The organism is uncultured Sulfitobacter sp., from assembly GCF_947502895.1.
Lineage (GTDB): Bacteria > Pseudomonadota > Alphaproteobacteria > Rhodobacterales > Rhodobacteraceae > Sulfitobacter.
Genome location: NZ_CANNBM010000002.1, coordinates 219274 through 234047 on the forward strand (window position 1 = coordinate 219274; position 14774 = coordinate 234047).

Genomic DNA, 14774 nt, shown 5'->3' on the forward strand with positions numbered 1-14774 from the left:
AACCTCATCGCACTGCAGATGTGCCAAGCGGGGCTATCATAAAAAGGATATAACATGGACTATTGTGAAAAACTGACAGCAGACAATAGTGTCGTAATCCTCGTGGATTTTCTGGATGGCTTCCTGCCTGGGATCACCACGATCGAACACGATCTGTTGCGCCGGAACGCAGAGGCGCTGACCCGCCTCTCGGCGCTGTTTGAAATGCCCACCGTCATGTTGGGTGAAGAAGGCAGCTTTCGCGGGAATTTCTTTGCACAGGTTACTGCCCACGCGGACCATGCCGTCCGGATTGAGCGCCATACCCCATCAGCGTGGGACGAACCGGCGTTTCGCGATCACATTGAAAAAACCGGCTGCAAGAAGATCATCCTTGGCGGCATTTCTTTGGATATTTGCACTACTCTGTTGACGCTCGACATGATGGGCGCGGGTTATGAATGCTATGTTGTGGTCGACACCTGCGGTTCTGACAGCACGCTGAACGAACAGGCTGCGATGATGCGGATGACGCAGGCGGGAGCAGTGATGCTGAACTGGGCGTCGCTGGCATCCGAGCTGTTAAAAGACTGGGAGAACCCCCAAGGCGAAGCTGTAGGAGTGCTGTATCAGACGTTGACCCGCTGGGGAAATGTCATCTGAAAGAGGCCTGCCGCGCTGCGCGATTTGATCTGATTAAGGGCAATTCTGATCGCGTCCCTGCATCCTTGATTAAAGTTCTCTTTACGCAATTTTTCGCACAACTTGAAACGGTTAAAACGCGAGTATGCGCCGAATATTGCAGTGTATGGCTACCATTGTTGCCTATCGCATTGAACATGTCGGAACCTCAAGCACACCAAGCAGCTTGAGGATTTCCGATGACTGACAGACCCAACCTTATCATCCACTCCGCTAGTTCCTCGTCCAACGTGTGGACACTGAAGAACAACCTTGATTTCGCCCGCACTGTCGAGATGGACGGCCTGGTCATGAACGGCGCTTCCAGTTGGAACCTGATGAAACCGGGCGTGGTCATCAGCCTTGAGGACACGCGCAACCAGATGAACGGGTTCGAAGACTTCAACGCCGAATATCACAATTATTTCCTAACCCAGACCGACGATCCCGGTGATGTGTTCAACGATGCCGCTTGGGCGCAAGTGGTTGATAACTTTCGTACCGTCGCCTTGGCCGCGCGTGAGGCGGGGTATCAAGGCCTGATCTTTGACAACGAGGAATACAACGGCAAGTGGCAGAACTATCCAGAGCATTACGAGAACGCTGATCCGTCCAATTTGCTGGTCTATCAAAACCAGACCGCCCTGCGCGGACAGCAGATTATGGAGGCGATAAACGAGGTCTTTCCCGAAGCGGAAGTGGGCGTCATGCACGGCCCCTATATGTCGGTCTTTGACGAGGGCCAGCCAAGCGCCATCGTCCGCCAGGGCGGCGGCCCCGGCTTTCACGAACTGCGCGGCGCATTTTTCACTGGCATGGCCCAAGGGTTGGGACCTGATCAAACCCTGATCGACATGGGCGAGCTTTATGAGCTGCGCACCGCTGCAGAGTTCGCGCAATCGCAAGAGTATCGAAGTGATATCATCGCAGACCTGTTCGGGTGGTCCGTGGACGTACAAGTGCGCGAGAACTGGGATGATCTAGTGACGCAGGCCCATATGGTACTGACCGATGAATATCCCGTTGGTGCCACAATGACGCCTGAGATATTTGAGGAAACACTGGTGAACGCCTTTGCCCACAGCGAAGAGGCCGTGTTCATCTTTTCCAACCCGGGTGACGAAGATTGGTTCACCCCAAACGGTCTGGACCCCGCTTGGACGCAGGCCGTTGAGGGTGCCATAACCGCAGCGGAGGCAGCGCCAACAGAGCCGGAGACACCTCTGCCTGAACTCCCCGAAATAGACGGCATGCGGGTCACGGGAACGCAACAAGCAGATACATTGAGCGCAAGCAACGCAGCTGATGTGATGAATGGTCTTGGTGGCAATGACGACATGGCCAGCGGCGGTGGCAGCGATACAATGAACGGCGGTACAGGCAATGATACCATGTTTGGCGGGGCTGGAAACGATCAGTTAAACGGTGGCGCCCATGGTGATTTCCTATATGGCGGCGGCGGCAACGATCAATTGGACGGCCAAATCGGTGATGACAACATCTGGGGTCTGTGGGGTGACGACAGTCTGATGGGCGGCGATGGCGACGATTGGATCCGTGGCGGTAACGGCGATGATGTGATCTGGGCAGGCCGCGGTTCGGATGTTGTTTGGGGCGAGGATGGCAGTGACACTTTCGTCTTTGCTGCAGGCGATGGCACCAACCAGATCAGGGACTTTGAACGCGGCAGCGATGTCATCATTGTCGCAGGCGCAAGTTTTGCCGATTTGACGATCTCTCAGCGCGGGGATGCCACAGTTGTAGAACATGATGGCACCCAGATCGAAGTGCTTCAGACTGCTGTGCTTGATCAGTCGGATTTCGTTTTCTAGCCGCCAAACACGGTGCCTTTCGGTCATCTGGGCATCACGGCAGCTTTGTTTCTGACCAGCGCCCCAGAGAGAATACCCTTCCAACCTTTAGCGTAGACGTTCCGTTTACTTGGCCAGAAAACAAGTGACTTCTTATGGTGCAGGTCAGGCTGCCCGAATGAGAGTGCTTGGGGCGAATGCAACTGGTAACATCGGGCAGCAAGGCAGGACACTCTAGCACAGCGCAGTGCGCAATCCGCTTTTGCCGCATCGGGTCATCGTGCGCCCACGCCCGATGTCTGGCGGCAGCCCTGCTGCATCCGGTTTGCTGTAGCTCTCCATGACGAGACGCCGATCAAAACCAGTTTATCCACTGGTGGAGAGTTTCCTCTGGCCGCTCTGGCTATGAACCGACTTACCGATCTAATTCGATGTTGGTCATCAACCCAACCTAGCGGTTGCGCCATGCATTGGGCGGCATGCCAAACCGTTTTGAGAAGTTGCGGGTCAGATGCGATTGGTCGGCAAAACCGCATTCATGCGCAATGTGGGTCAGACTAATTCGGCTGTGATCCAACATACCCATCGCACGTTGCAACCTGCGTTCACGGACATAGGCATGAACCGCGATGCCGTTTGCTGCCTTGAACGAACGCGCGAACCAAGTGGGGCTCATCGCTGCGACTCTGGCACATTCTGCAACACTCAGCGAGGTACCGATGTTATCTTCGATGTAATCTACGGCGCGCCGCAAGCGTGGATCGAGACGCGGCATCGACGGTGCAAGGCCTGTATCGGCTCCAGCCAACGCGAAAACGCGAGCAGTCAGCGCAATAGACAGCCCTTCAAGGAAAATTGCATCCGGCATGTGATCAAATCTGAGATGGTCAATTGCGATCCGCCCAAGCAGCCCTGCTGTTGTGTCAATACAGCGCGTGTGCTCGCGCACGGTCAATTGCTCAACATCGAGGCTCTTTGAGGCAACCGCGTCCAAGCGGTGACGATCGATTTGTAAAATACAGCCCCAGTCATGGTTGAAACAGTCAATTTCCGTACTCTGCCCATATGCGAAAACATCCATGACACCGGTAGCACCCTGCTTTTGGAAAATTTTCTTACCGTTCACCCGACAGCAGGACGAAGACCCTACAATACCAGAAGGTGCGATATTTATGGTCAGGTCTGCAGGTGGAAATCGACGTACAACACGCCCAGGTGGCGTCACATCAATCGAGATACCATTGGTTCGATAGGTAAATCCGTTTTGCTCAGGACTTTTTACACCGTTTCCAGATGCCCGCTGGCACCCCGCTGACAGCGCAGTCTGACCCGCATCAGAACGTCCCAAAAGCGCATCAGTGTTCGATTGCGTGAAATGGGATGTCATAAGATCTCGCCTATCAGATTACTAACTTAAGGTTAGTATAAATCGAACTGAAAGATAAGTGCTGTTTTCGGAATAATTGTTGGTGAGCGAAAGAGTGCTTGCGCGCACAAAGGTCGCCACAGCGCAGGTCTTGGCTCGGAAAGAACTAGACGGAATGAAACAAACAGAACTATTTGTCCTGTTCTTCTCCGTCAGGTTTTTGCGCCCAACGGTGCGCCCACTTCGCAATCTCGATCAGGATCAACCGCAGGTCCTTACCCTTTTCGGTCAGCGCATAGCCTCGCTCGGTGTCGGTTGGCCGGATGATGCCTGCATGTTCCAGCTCTTTCAATCTTGTCGAAAGCAACTTGTCACTCATTCCGGGGATCGCATCTGCGATCTCGCGAAAGCGGGTCTTGCCATGGAACAACGTCCTGATAATCGCACCTGTCCACCGCTTGCCGATCAATTCGCTGGCTTCGTGAAACGTCATGCTGAAAGGACCATCTCCTACCTGATCGGACCATGATCGCGGTGTCTTGGTGTCGTCTCCTTGGGTCATTGCAAAGCCCTACCAGCATCGGTTCAGGCCTTACCTACACCCAAGCGCGCGTTGAAACTAGCACGACATGGTAAAACATACGGCCTGCAAAACCGGTGCAGACCTGCACTAGGACGGATTATTGGCCAGATAGCCATGCACCGCGCTGACACAAACCGACCCTTCGCCCACGCCAGAGGCGACGCGTTTTACAGAACCCGACCGCACATCCCCCACTGCAAAGATGCCGGGTGTCGAGGTGCTGAACATATTTTCCGCTTGTTCCAGATCAGCACCCGTCTTCACAAAGCCGCGGGTGTCCAGCGCAACACAATCGCCCATCCACGCGGTGTTGGGCACAGCGCCAATCATTACAAACACATTGGGCGCATTACAGCGGGTGCCCGCGCCTGTGTCACGGTTGGTCCAAGTCACACCTTCCAGCAGCCTGTCGCCATGCAGCGCAGTCAGCTCCGATCGGGTGTGCAGTTCGATGTTGCCGCTTTGCTCGATCCGGCTAACCAGATAGTCTGACATGCTGTCGGCCAGCCCGTCAGCACGCACCAATACATGTACCTTAGAGGCATGGCGCGACAAGAAAACGGCCGCCTGTCCCGCCGAATTGCCGCCGCCGATAACCACGGCCTCGGTGCCCGAGCAGAACCGTGCTTCGAGAGCAGTGGCGGCATAATGGATGCCCTGACCCTCATAGATTGCGTAGCCGTCAATATGGTCTAGCCTGCGGTAGGTCGCGCCACAGGCAAGGATCACGGCGCGCGCCAGAATATCATGCGCCCCGTCTCGTTGTATTTTGAACCCGCGTTCGTGCCGTGCAATCTGTGTCGCGGCGCGGGCCACAACAAAAGTCGCCCCGAATTTCTGGCCTTGAATCCACGCCCGCCCCGCCAACGCTTGACCGGAAATACCTGTAGGAAAGCCCAGATAGTTCTCGATCTTCGAAGACGTCCCCGCCTGCCCGCCTGGTGCTTCGGTCTCCACCACGACCGTATCCAGCGCCTCTGACGCGGCATAGACGCAGGCGGATAAACCGGCAGGCCCGGCACCAACAATGGCAAGGTCATACACATGATCGACGTCCAAGTCTTCGGTAAGCCCCAATAGATCGGCAAGCTCTGCAGTTGACGGATTGCTGAATATCTGACCATCCGATGTTTGCACTACTGCGGGGCAGCTGGACTCCGGTCGTGCTTTTCTTGACAGCTCAATGCCCTGTGGCGTGGTCGCATCACATAGGGTCACGGGATACCCGTTGCGCGACAAAAACCTGTTGATGCGGATGACGTCGCGGTCATTTGCATCACCCACAATTGTCGCACCCGCCTGTGCTTTCGCAATAAAACCCGAACGCCGCAGGATCAGTGCGCGCAAGATGATTTCTCCAATGTCCTGCTCGGTAGAGGACATGCGGCGGAACTGGTCGCGGGTCAGACGGATGACGTGTGTTGTCCCTTTGGCGCGCCCCTCGACCAGACCTTTACGCCTGCTGAACAGATCCAGCTCACCGGTAAACTGCGCAGGCCCCAGCGCCGTGATGATCCGTTCGGATCCATCAATGGTCCGATCGATGATTTCAACACATCCAGCGGTGATCAAGAAGAAATCTGCGCCGCGTTGGCCGCGCTCGAATATCACCGTGCCGCTTTGCAGCACGTCAGCTTCGCCGTAATCAGATATGCGGTCAATCTGCGCGTCGGTTAATGTGGGAAATATCTGACCTTCACGGGCATAGGGATCGGTGGTGTCGGTGGCCGCGCGCGCGGAATCTGAGCTCATGAGGCGTCTTTCAATAAATAGGAACCAGTGTGGAGAACAGGGTCGCACCCCGAAAGGTCCGGTACGGCGCTTCGGCAACGTCGATACATTGGCGGATTGAGGCTGTCAGGCATTGGACAGAACGATCTTTTCTTAGAACAATCCGACACTACTGCTGCCTGCCCAATATGCTTTGACCAGAGCTATCGCAAACCGCTAGGCGATATCCCGTAGTGGCGGCGAAACAGTCTGGTGAGGTGGGGATGATCGGCAAAACCGCAATCCACAGCGATATGGCCGATAGGTGTTCTGGTGCTGATCTACGCGCGCCTGGCCTGCTCCAACCTCCGCTCCAGAACTTAGGCATGCACGCTCTGGCCCACGGTTGCTTTGAATGCTCTGGAGAACCAACTGATGCTCATATTGGCAAGGCCGGCAAGTTTGGCAACCGACATACTATCAGCCAGATGTGCTTTGATACGGTTGACTGCGCGTTGGATGCGGGCGTTGGTGTCTTTGACAGACGGCGGTATCAGTGCAGGATAGCGCGATGATCGACATGTCGCCTGCCTGCACGTTCGGACTACACGAGACGGAATAGGCCAGTCGCGTTTCCACCTCTTGGCCATATCTTATTGCGGTGTGCATCGCCCATTGCTCCCGGTGTTTTCAGAACGACTCCAACTTTTATTAGACCTGCCTTTATTTCTGCCCGTGAAGGGTAATCCTGCAGAAATGCCGGTCGTAATATTCTAAAGAGTGCTCAGTTTTTGATTAAAACGCGAAAGCGCTCTGACAGATGGCAAGACAAACCCGCCTGCTGCGTTCCAAAACAAGCGTCTTTCGTTCAAGGGCGACGCGTTGCAGTATGGTAGGGTCACATCATCGAGGGTCCCCCGAAAGGACAAGATGGTTTCGCCCATTGGGTCGCCCTGTCTTGTCACAGCAGTAGCTCGCCTCTTGATCAGGAGGTCAATGTGGAATTTTTCGCGCCCCATGTGCGCCCGATCATCGGACCGGTCGTGATGCTGCCCCAAAAGGGGGCGGTCACAGGCGGGTCGAAACGGCCGCCCAATTCCTATGCAATCTCTGGGTCGACCGGCACGCTGCTGTTTGATGCCGTGTTCAGCTGGAATCTGGATGCCATTGAGGCAATGATCAGCACAGCTCACCCACCGCTGGCACTTGTGCTTTCGCACCGTCACCTTGTGTCATCTGGCGATGCTTTTCATGAGATCAAAGAACACTACGAGCTGCCAGTCCTATTGCATCCGGACGATCACACATGCCCTTCGATGTCTCGCCTCCCGATGGCGGTTGGCGATCCTACTGGGGGAAAGGGCTTGGAGATATTGCAGGGCGTAGGCGCACAGCTCATTCACATTCCGGGCCATACGGCGGGCTCAATCATGTTATACCTTCCACAAAAGGGCGGCATTTTGCTGACCGGTGATGCCGCTGTGGGGCCAGGACCCATACAGCCCGACCAGACGCCACGGCTTGAACGCCCCATCGGCGCCGACACAGACCCGTGTTTCATTCCGATCTGGAAAGAGGTGGTGGGCAGCTTGCCAATAGCCGCCATTCTGCCTTTGCACGGAGCATATTATTTGCGCTGCGACTTGGGTAGCGATGTTTTTGATGCAATCGTTGAGAATATATGGAAAGGGCATCCTATGGACCCACGGCAAATATGAACGGAGCTACCTTGCGCAACGTCGCCCAATTTCAACCTCGGGCATTTGCCTGCCGGATTATACGTCCGAATTTTGTATCGCTGGCCTGTTTGATCTTATGCTCGTGCCTCGTCTTGGCCGCGTGTAGCGAACAGCAACCCCTTGGCCTAATTACCAAACAGATACCCGCAGAAAGTGGTGCCACGGTTGAACAGATCTTTATCGCAACAAACCGCATGTCATTGGCAAACGGATTTGGAACAGCACGATCTGCGCAGACTAAATTTGGCAAGTACGACATTTCCATTCCACCCAATCACAGCGCGGGCCAGATCGAATGGGGTGGTGACCAGCCCGACCCTGCCAAGCACTTTGCCACAGTCGCCCAAACGACCTATCAAAACCAATCCGCCTTTCAGACCGCGTTTGACCGCAAGGCTGCGACAATCCCGAAATCGGACCGCGAAGTGGTCGTCTTTGTGCATGGATATAACACCACCTTTGCCGAAGGGTTGTTCCGCTTTGCCCAGATAAAGCACGACCTGAAGCTGCCCGCCCTCACGCTTCACTATGCATGGCCTTCGACAGGACGCATTCGCGATTACGCCCGCGACCGCGATTCAGTGCTTTTTGCCCGTGACAGTCTGGAACAGACGTTGCTGGCACTCACCGACAGCAGTGCCGAGCGCATTGTCGTAGTGGGCCATTCGCTGGGCGCATTCTTGGTGATCGAGACGCTGCGCCAGATCTCGCATAAACGACAAGGACGGATGCGCGACAAACTTGCCGGCGTGATCCTGATCTCGCCCGATATCGACGCAGAGTTGTTTCGCCAACAGGTACGTGATGCCGCCCCGTTGCCGCAGCCGTTCGTGGTGTTTTCATCCCCAAAAGATAACGCGCTTAGGTTGTCGGGGCTGCTGACTGGCAAACCACGGCTGGGATCTTTGACCGGAACGCCGCAGCTGGCCGATCTGGGCATCACCTTTATCGACGTGTCTGCAATATCGGACGCTGGCAGCGGGCATTTGGTCCCTGCCACTTCCCCAACTGTTCTCAATTTGATCAGGGGCATGGGCCAGACGATAGAAGCCGTCGCTGGCGATGACGACCGCTTCTTTGGCCCGTTTCACAGAGGGGTCAACCGTCTGAACGAAACAGGCCAGCTGGTTGACCGCTAGGCCCAGACTATCCTGCGGGCGTCGCCGCCACTGGCCCCACGGCAAAGGCGCGGTACACGCGGATCAATGCGCGCAACCGCTCAGCCTGCGCCGCTGCCTCGGCATCCTCTGCCAACAGTTGGGCATTTTCAGTATCTAACAGGGTCTGCAGCGGCTCTGTCCCCACTTCAAACTGAACCCGCGCTAGCTTGCTTGCTTCGCGGGCAGATGCCACAGCACGGCCCAACAACACGGTTCGTTGTCCCTGTTGTGCATAGTCTGACAGGGCTGTATCCGCCTCGGACAGCGCTTGGACAACAAGGTTTTGATAGGTGGCCAGCGTACCATCCGCCACCGCCTTTGAGGCAGCAATCCGCGCATGAATTTCATTACGGTCAAACAAAGCGACCGAGATCGATGGCCCGACCCCGAAGAACGAAGCACCCGAGCGTGACAAGCCTGCCGGGTCAGAGCCAGAAAGCCCAAGACGGCCCGAAACAGACAGCGTCGGGAACAAATCAGCCGTGGTGACACCAATCTCTGCGGTGGCGCGCGCTAGGTCTCGCTCGGCTGCGCGGATATCAGGGCGCGCGCGCAACAAGGCCGAGACATTGCCTGCAGTAATCACACCGGGAAGCGAAGGAAATCCCGTGGCGGTTCCCAATGTCTGGTCCATTGATCCCGGGGCTTTGGCTGATAAAGTGGTGATCCGGTTCAACGCCGCACGCTCTGCTGCCTTGTATGTCGGCAGACTGGCTTCGGTAGTTTGCAGCTGGCTTTGTGCGCGCAGCAGGTTCAGCTGATCCGTTGCGCCCGCCTCGAACTGCGTGCGGGTAATCTCGACCGTGCGCTTTTGGTTTTGCTGGTTACGCTGTGCCACTGCACGGCGCACCTGTGCCTCGCGCAGATCGGCATAAGCCAGCGCCACATCCGCCGCGATCAGGCGTTGCACGTCGGCCAACAGGGCAGCAGCCACATCGGCATTTGCACGACGCGCCTCGGACTGGCGGCGCAAACGGCCAAACAGGTCTAGCTCCCAGCTAAGATTTGCCGACAGGCTACTGGGCGATTGGGTCTGACGCGGCACGCTAGGCGTGTGTGCTTCACGTGAACGTTCGGTGGACGCAGTGGCCGTGATGTCGGGCAACCGGGTGCTGGCCGTTTCGCGCAATTGTGCGCGTGCGGCATCCAGATTGGCTGCAGCAACAGCGATGTCATAATTGGCTACCAACGCGTTCTCGACCAATTGGGAGAGGCGTTTGTCTTTGACCTCCCGCCACCACAAGCTGGATGTCGCATTTGACCGCAAGGACACCCCACTGGCCGAAGGCAACGCCTCGGCCCCTGTCGCAGCCACTGGTGCTTTGTAATTAGGGCCAACAGCGGCGCAGGCTCCGAATAGGGCAACGCTCAGAAGCAAAGGCAGCGGTTTGGTCAGTCTGGTCGGTATCATGTCGCAGGCTCCTGTTTTTTGTTCTCACCTGACAGCCAAGCACCCAGCGCACGACACACCACGTAGAATACGGGGGTAAACAGCAAACCAAAAAACGTGACGCCGATCATGCCTGCAAACACGGTTGTCCCAAGGATTTGCCGCAGCTCGGCACCCGCACCCGTGGCAATAACAAGCGGGATCACCCCGAAGATGAACGCCAGCGAGGTCATCAAAATAGGCCGCAACCGCAGACGCGCCGCCGTCACCGCAGCCTCGACACGGTTCAACCCGTCTTCTTCGGCTTGTTTGGCGAATTCGACAATCAGGATGGCGTTTTTACACGCAAGCCCCACCAGCACGATTAAACCGATCTGGGTCAGGATGTTGTTGTCCATGCCCCGCATGTTGACGCCCACCAAAGCGGCCAGCAGGCACATCGGCACGATCAGGATGATGGCGAGTGGCCACAGCCAGCTTTCGTACAAAGCGGCCAACACCAGAAACACGAACAACACGCCAAGGCCGAATACATAGATTGCCGTGTTGCCTGCTTGCTTTTGCTGGTAGCTCAGATCGGTCCATTCAATGGCATAGCCATCGGCCAGAACCTCACCTGCCACGCGCTCAATCGCGCCCAGCAAAGCGCCTGAGGATACGCCAGGGGCCGCCCCACCCTGAAGCTCAACCGAGTTGTACAGGTTATACCGCGGCGCGCGGTCGGCACCGGTGGTATAGGTGAAATCCGCAATTGTCCCAAGCGGCACCATCGCTCCCGTAGTGGCGCGTGCGCGGTAGCTTTCCACATCGCCAATCTCGTCGCGAAACGGTGCATCGGCCTGCGCAGTAACGCGGAAATTACGACCCAAAAACGTGAAGTCGTTGATGTAGGCAGAGCCGAGATAGCTCTCTAACGTCTGGTTTACCGCCGTTGCATCCAATCCCAGCATTTCAGCTTTTGCGCGGTCGATCTCGCCAAAAATCTTGGGGGTGTTGGTGTTAAACAGGGTAAACGCCCCGCGCACCAGAGGTTCTTGGTTCAATGCCGCTGCCAGCGCTTGGGTCTGCTCTTCGGTCTCTTTCAGCGATTGCCCTTCGCGCGCCTGCACATACAGCTTCCAACCACCGGAGTTGCCGAGGCCTTCTACCGGAGGCGGTTGGAGCACGAAAACACCCGCCTCGGAAATACCATTCAACACTCCTTGCAGATCGCCGATGACAGTCGCTACATCGTTGCCATCCACCAGCCGCTGCTCAAACGGTTTGAGCGTGGCAAAGATCGCGCCACCGTTGGATGAGGCTGTAAATGTCGAGCCGTCAAACCCCGCGAAACCGCTGGTGTTCAACACGGCGGGGTGTTCGAGGATACGTTCGGTCACCGTCTCCATCGCGGCGCGGGTCCGGGTCAGGGACGATCCGGGGGGCAGTTGCAGGGCGGCAATGAAGTACCCCTTATCCTGATCAGGTATGAACCCCGCAGGCGTAGTGGTCAGGGTGTAACCCGCCAAACCGATCAGGCCACCATAGACCACCATCACCAAAGGCGTAAGGCGGATCGTGAAGCGGATAAAGCTCGCATAGATCTGCGACAGCTTGTCAAACCCGCGGTCAAACGCAGCACCGGCGCGGGCGATCAGACCCTTCTCTTTGGTATCGTCCGACTTGGGTTTCATAAAGATACCGACCAGCGCAGGCGACAAGGTCAACGACACCAGAACAGACAGCATGGTCGCCGTGGCAATCGTAATTGCAAACTGGCGGTAGAACGCGCCTGTTACCCCTTCGACGAAGGCTGCCGGAATGAACACTGCAGCCAGCACCAACCCCGTGGCAATCACAGCACCGCCAACTTCATCCATTGTCAGGCGCGCGGCCTCTTTGGGGGATTTACCCTCGTCTACCAGACGTTGCGCGTTTTCAACCACAATGATCGCATCATCGACAACGATACCTATGACCAGCACGAGGCTGAACAACGTCAGCGTATTGATCGAAAACCCAAAGGCAGACATCACCGCGAACGTACCGATAAGAGACACGGGGATCGCCAGCACAGGAATGATCGCGATGCGCGGGGCATGCAGAAACACAAGCACCACGAGGATTACCAAAGCAACGGCCTCGAACAATGTTGTGTACACCTTGTCGATGGAGGTGGAGATGAACTCGGTCGGGTTATAGACGATATTATAATTGACCCCTTCGGGGAACTCTTCGGACAGCGTTGCCATCTCGGCCTTGATGGCCTCCGAGATTGCCAATGCGTTGGTGCCGGGCCGTTGGAAAATTGCCAGCGGGATCGAGGTATCGAGCCCTTGGTAGCCGAAGATGCCATAGTTTTCGGCCCCCAGCTCAACCCGTGCCACGTCGCGCACACGGGTCAGCCTGCCATCCTCCGTACGGTTGATGACAATGTCGCCAAAGCTTTCGGGGGCGGTCAATCTGCCTGTGGTCTCGACCCCGAATTGATAGGCTTGCTGCCTTGTTGCAGGCAGCGCATTCAACGTACCCGACGCCACTTGTGCGTTGTTGACAGACAACGATCCGATCACGTCCTCGGGCGTCAGCCCCCGCGCGGCCATGCGATCAGGGTTGAACCACACCCGCATGGAATACGCCCGTTCCGCAAACAAACGCGCCTCGCCCACACCATCAATCCGCGCGATGCGGTCAACAATCTGCGTGCGCGCATAGTTGGACAGATAGAGCTGATCACGGCTGCCGTTTTCCGACAGAACACTGACGATCATCAGGATCGAGGGCGAGGATTTGGCTGTCGAGACCCCAAGCCTGCGCACGGGCTCCGGCAAGCGCGGCTCGGCCCGTGCCACGCGGTTTTGTACCAGCACGTTCGCCGCATCCAAATCTGTGCCCGGCTCGAACGTGACCGTGATCGAAACAGAGCCGTCGCCAGTGGACTGCGACAGCATATAGATCATGCCCTCGACACCATTGATCTCTTGCTCAATAGGCGAGGCTACAGTTTCGGCCACCGTTTCAGCAGAGGCACCGGGATAGCTGGCGGTCACACTGATGGTCGGCGGTGCAATTTCAGGATATTCAGAGACAGGCAGCGTGAAATAGCTGACCCCGCCCACGATCAAAATCACAAATGACAGGACAGTGGCCAGAATGGGCCGGTCCACAAACATGCGAAACGGGCTCATTCGCTTGCACCTGCATCACCGGCTTGGGCGTCAGTCACCTCGACCTGAGTGCCCGTGCGGATCGCGACCAGATTGCTTTGAATGACACGGTCATCCGGTTCCAGCCCGCTGCGGATAACGCGTAGACCGTCAAACAAAGGGCCTGTGATCACAGCGCGCGCTTGCGCTGCGCCCTCATCGGTAACGACATATACAATACGGCCTGCTTGGTCCGTTAGTACGGCTGTGTCAGGCACGAGCATGGCGGTATAAGGCTCTGATCTGGGCACGCGCACCTGGGCAAACAGACCAGGTGCGAACAGGCCGGAACCGTTGGAAATACTGGCGCGCACGCGGATCGTGCCCGACGCAGCGTCAATCCGGTTGTCGATGAAATCAATCTGGCCCTTGTGCTGCCATGTGTCCTCGTCAGGCAGCATCACATCAATCACGGCCGGCTCTGTTCGCGATGACCCTGCACGGCCAGCCAGATCGAGACGGACGTAAGACAGATAGTCACTTTCAGATGCATCAAACACCACTTGAACGGGATCAATTGCCACCAGATCGGTAAGGAGTGTGCCCTGCCCCGTGCCACCATCCACCAATGCACCGATGTCGACACGCTTTGAAGACACACGGCCGTCAAACGGCGCAGTGATTTCCGTATCCTGCAAATCAATCTGGGCAAGCGCGAGGTCGGCAGTAGCCCCTTCAACACGCGCCGCCGCTGCGGCAAGATCAGCGGCCCGCTGATCACGGTCTTGACGCGAAATTGCTTGCCGCGCTGCCAACTCCTCTGCGCGGGCCAACTCCGCCGCCGCCAGATCCAGGTTTGCTTCTGCCAACGACAAAGCTGCCGTCGCAATCCCCACGGATGCCTGCGCGCGCCGCTTGTCCAATACAAACAGCACATCGCCCGCTTTGACCAACGCGCCATCTTCGAACCGTATCTCGCGCAAAAATCCCGATACACGCGCGCGGATTTCCACATCCTGAGCCGCCTCGACACGGCCCGTGTAAATGTCGTAATCCGTGATCTGTTGTTGAACCGGATTAGGGGCCTGAACCGGCACTGCCTGCGGTTGCTGCTGGGCAGACACAGGCGCCAAAGGCAAGGCCAGAACGACCACAACCGCAAGGCCGCTCAGGGGCCGATTGAGTGTTTTGAACATCGCAAATAAAGCCTCGTTGGGGGGGGGAGCAGAC

The 14774-nt window shown here is 56.8% G+C and carries 12 protein-coding genes; 4 read left to right on the forward strand and 8 right to left on the reverse strand.

The features are described 5' to 3' along the window. Positions 1–54: 54 nt before the first annotated feature. Positions 55–642: an isochorismatase family protein gene (locus Q0903_RS09175; RefSeq protein WP_299414758.1), complete on the forward strand. Its 588-nt coding sequence runs from the start codon at positions 55–57 to the stop codon at positions 640–642. Between the two features lie 218 nt (positions 643–860). Beyond that, a complete protein-coding gene (locus Q0903_RS09180; protein WP_299414760.1) occupies positions 861–2492 on the forward strand; it encodes a calcium-binding protein in 1632 nt (543 codons plus the stop codon). Between the two features lie 430 nt (positions 2493–2922). Here the strand turns inward: Q0903_RS09180 and Q0903_RS09185 are convergent, their stop codons facing one another. The 5 genes from Q0903_RS09185 to Q0903_RS19765 form a co-directional block, all read right to left on the reverse strand. After that, complete coding sequence (locus Q0903_RS09185) at positions 2923–3858, reverse strand: AraC family transcriptional regulator (RefSeq protein WP_299414762.1); 936 nt, start codon at positions 3856–3858, stop codon at positions 2923–2925. 169 nt (positions 3859–4027) lie between these two features. After that, a complete protein-coding gene (locus Q0903_RS09190) occupies positions 4028–4330 on the reverse strand; it encodes a helix-turn-helix domain-containing protein (protein WP_366141499.1) in 303 nt (100 codons plus the stop codon). A 177-nt stretch (positions 4331–4507) separates the two neighbouring features. Beyond that, a complete protein-coding gene (locus Q0903_RS09195) occupies positions 4508–6172 on the reverse strand; it encodes a cyclic nucleotide-binding domain-containing thioredoxin-disulfide reductase (protein ID WP_299414765.1) in 1665 nt (554 codons plus the stop codon). Between the two features lie 182 nt (positions 6173–6354). Beyond that, positions 6355–6471, reverse strand: a complete 117-nt coding sequence (locus Q0903_RS19760; protein WP_366141500.1) for a helix-turn-helix domain-containing protein — start codon at positions 6469–6471, stop codon at positions 6355–6357. Between the two features lie 39 nt (positions 6472–6510). Further along, positions 6511–6780 carry an AraC family transcriptional regulator gene (locus Q0903_RS19765; protein WP_366141488.1) on the reverse strand — a complete coding sequence of 90 codons (270 nt, stop codon included), beginning with the start codon at positions 6778–6780 and terminating at the stop codon, positions 6511–6513. A gap of 348 nt (positions 6781–7128) precedes the next feature. On the opposite strand from Q0903_RS19765, the gene Q0903_RS09200 reads away from it, so the two are divergent. Both Q0903_RS09200 and Q0903_RS09205 read left to right on the forward strand, forming a co-directional pair. After that, the gene (locus Q0903_RS09200; protein ID WP_299414767.1) at positions 7129–7848 is read left to right on the forward strand and encodes an MBL fold metallo-hydrolase; all 720 of its coding nucleotides are present in this window, start codon (positions 7129–7131) and stop codon (positions 7846–7848) included. A 215-nt stretch (positions 7849–8063) separates the two neighbouring features. Further along, positions 8064–9008, forward strand: coding sequence for an alpha/beta fold hydrolase (locus Q0903_RS09205; RefSeq protein ID WP_299414769.1), 945 nt, complete (start codon positions 8064–8066; stop codon positions 9006–9008). A gap of 7 nt (positions 9009–9015) precedes the next feature. On the opposite strand, the gene Q0903_RS09210 is transcribed toward Q0903_RS09205, so the two are convergent. Genes Q0903_RS09210 through Q0903_RS09220 form a run of 3 tightly spaced genes read right to left on the reverse strand, consistent with a single transcriptional unit; the run spans position 9016 to position 14740 of the window. Continuing rightward, a complete protein-coding gene (locus Q0903_RS09210) occupies positions 9016–10440 on the reverse strand; it encodes an efflux transporter outer membrane subunit (protein ID WP_299414771.1) in 1425 nt (474 codons plus the stop codon). After that, complete coding sequence (locus Q0903_RS09215; RefSeq protein WP_299414772.1) at positions 10437–13586, reverse strand: multidrug efflux RND transporter permease subunit; 3150 nt, start codon at positions 13584–13586, stop codon at positions 10437–10439. The genes Q0903_RS09210 and Q0903_RS09215 overlap by 4 nt, the downstream gene beginning before the upstream one ends. Next, positions 13583–14740 (reverse strand): efflux RND transporter periplasmic adaptor subunit, encoded by a 1158-nt coding sequence (locus tag Q0903_RS09220; RefSeq protein WP_299414774.1) that lies wholly within the window; start codon positions 14738–14740, stop codon positions 13583–13585. Before Q0903_RS09220 ends, Q0903_RS09215 begins: the two co-directional genes overlap by 4 nt. Positions 14741–14774 lie beyond the last annotated feature (34 nt).

Excerpts from the sequence above, each read along its gene's own strand:
- Q0903_RS09180 (WP_299414760.1), top strand. The coding sequence starts at position 861 with ATGACTGACAGACCCAACCTTATCATCCACTCCGCTAGTTCCTCGTCC.
- Q0903_RS09190 (WP_366141499.1), bottom strand. The coding sequence starts at position 4,330 with ATGACGTTTCACGAAGCCAGCGAATTGATCGGCAAGCGGTGGACAGGT.
- Q0903_RS09210 (WP_299414771.1), bottom strand. The coding sequence starts at position 10,440 with ATGATACCGACCAGACTGACCAAACCGCTGCCTTTGCTTCTGAGCGTT.
- Q0903_RS09220 (WP_299414774.1), bottom strand. The coding sequence starts at position 14,740 with ATGTTCAAAACACTCAATCGGCCCCTGAGCGGCCTTGCGGTTGTGGTC.
- Q0903_RS19765 (WP_366141488.1), bottom strand. The coding sequence starts at position 6,780 with ATGGCCAAGAGGTGGAAACGCGACTGGCCTATTCCGTCTCGTGTAGTC.
- Q0903_RS09215 (WP_299414772.1), bottom strand. The coding sequence starts at position 13,586 with ATGAGCCCGTTTCGCATGTTTGTGGACCGGCCCATTCTGGCCACTGTC.
- Q0903_RS09205 (WP_299414769.1), top strand. The coding sequence starts at position 8,064 with ATGTCATTGGCAAACGGATTTGGAACAGCACGATCTGCGCAGACTAAA.
- Q0903_RS09195 (WP_299414765.1), bottom strand. The coding sequence starts at position 6,172 with ATGAGCTCAGATTCCGCGCGCGCGGCCACCGACACCACCGATCCCTAT.
- Q0903_RS09175 (WP_299414758.1), top strand. The coding sequence starts at position 55 with ATGGACTATTGTGAAAAACTGACAGCAGACAATAGTGTCGTAATCCTC.
- Q0903_RS09185 (WP_299414762.1), bottom strand. The coding sequence starts at position 3,858 with ATGACATCCCATTTCACGCAATCGAACACTGATGCGCTTTTGGGACGT.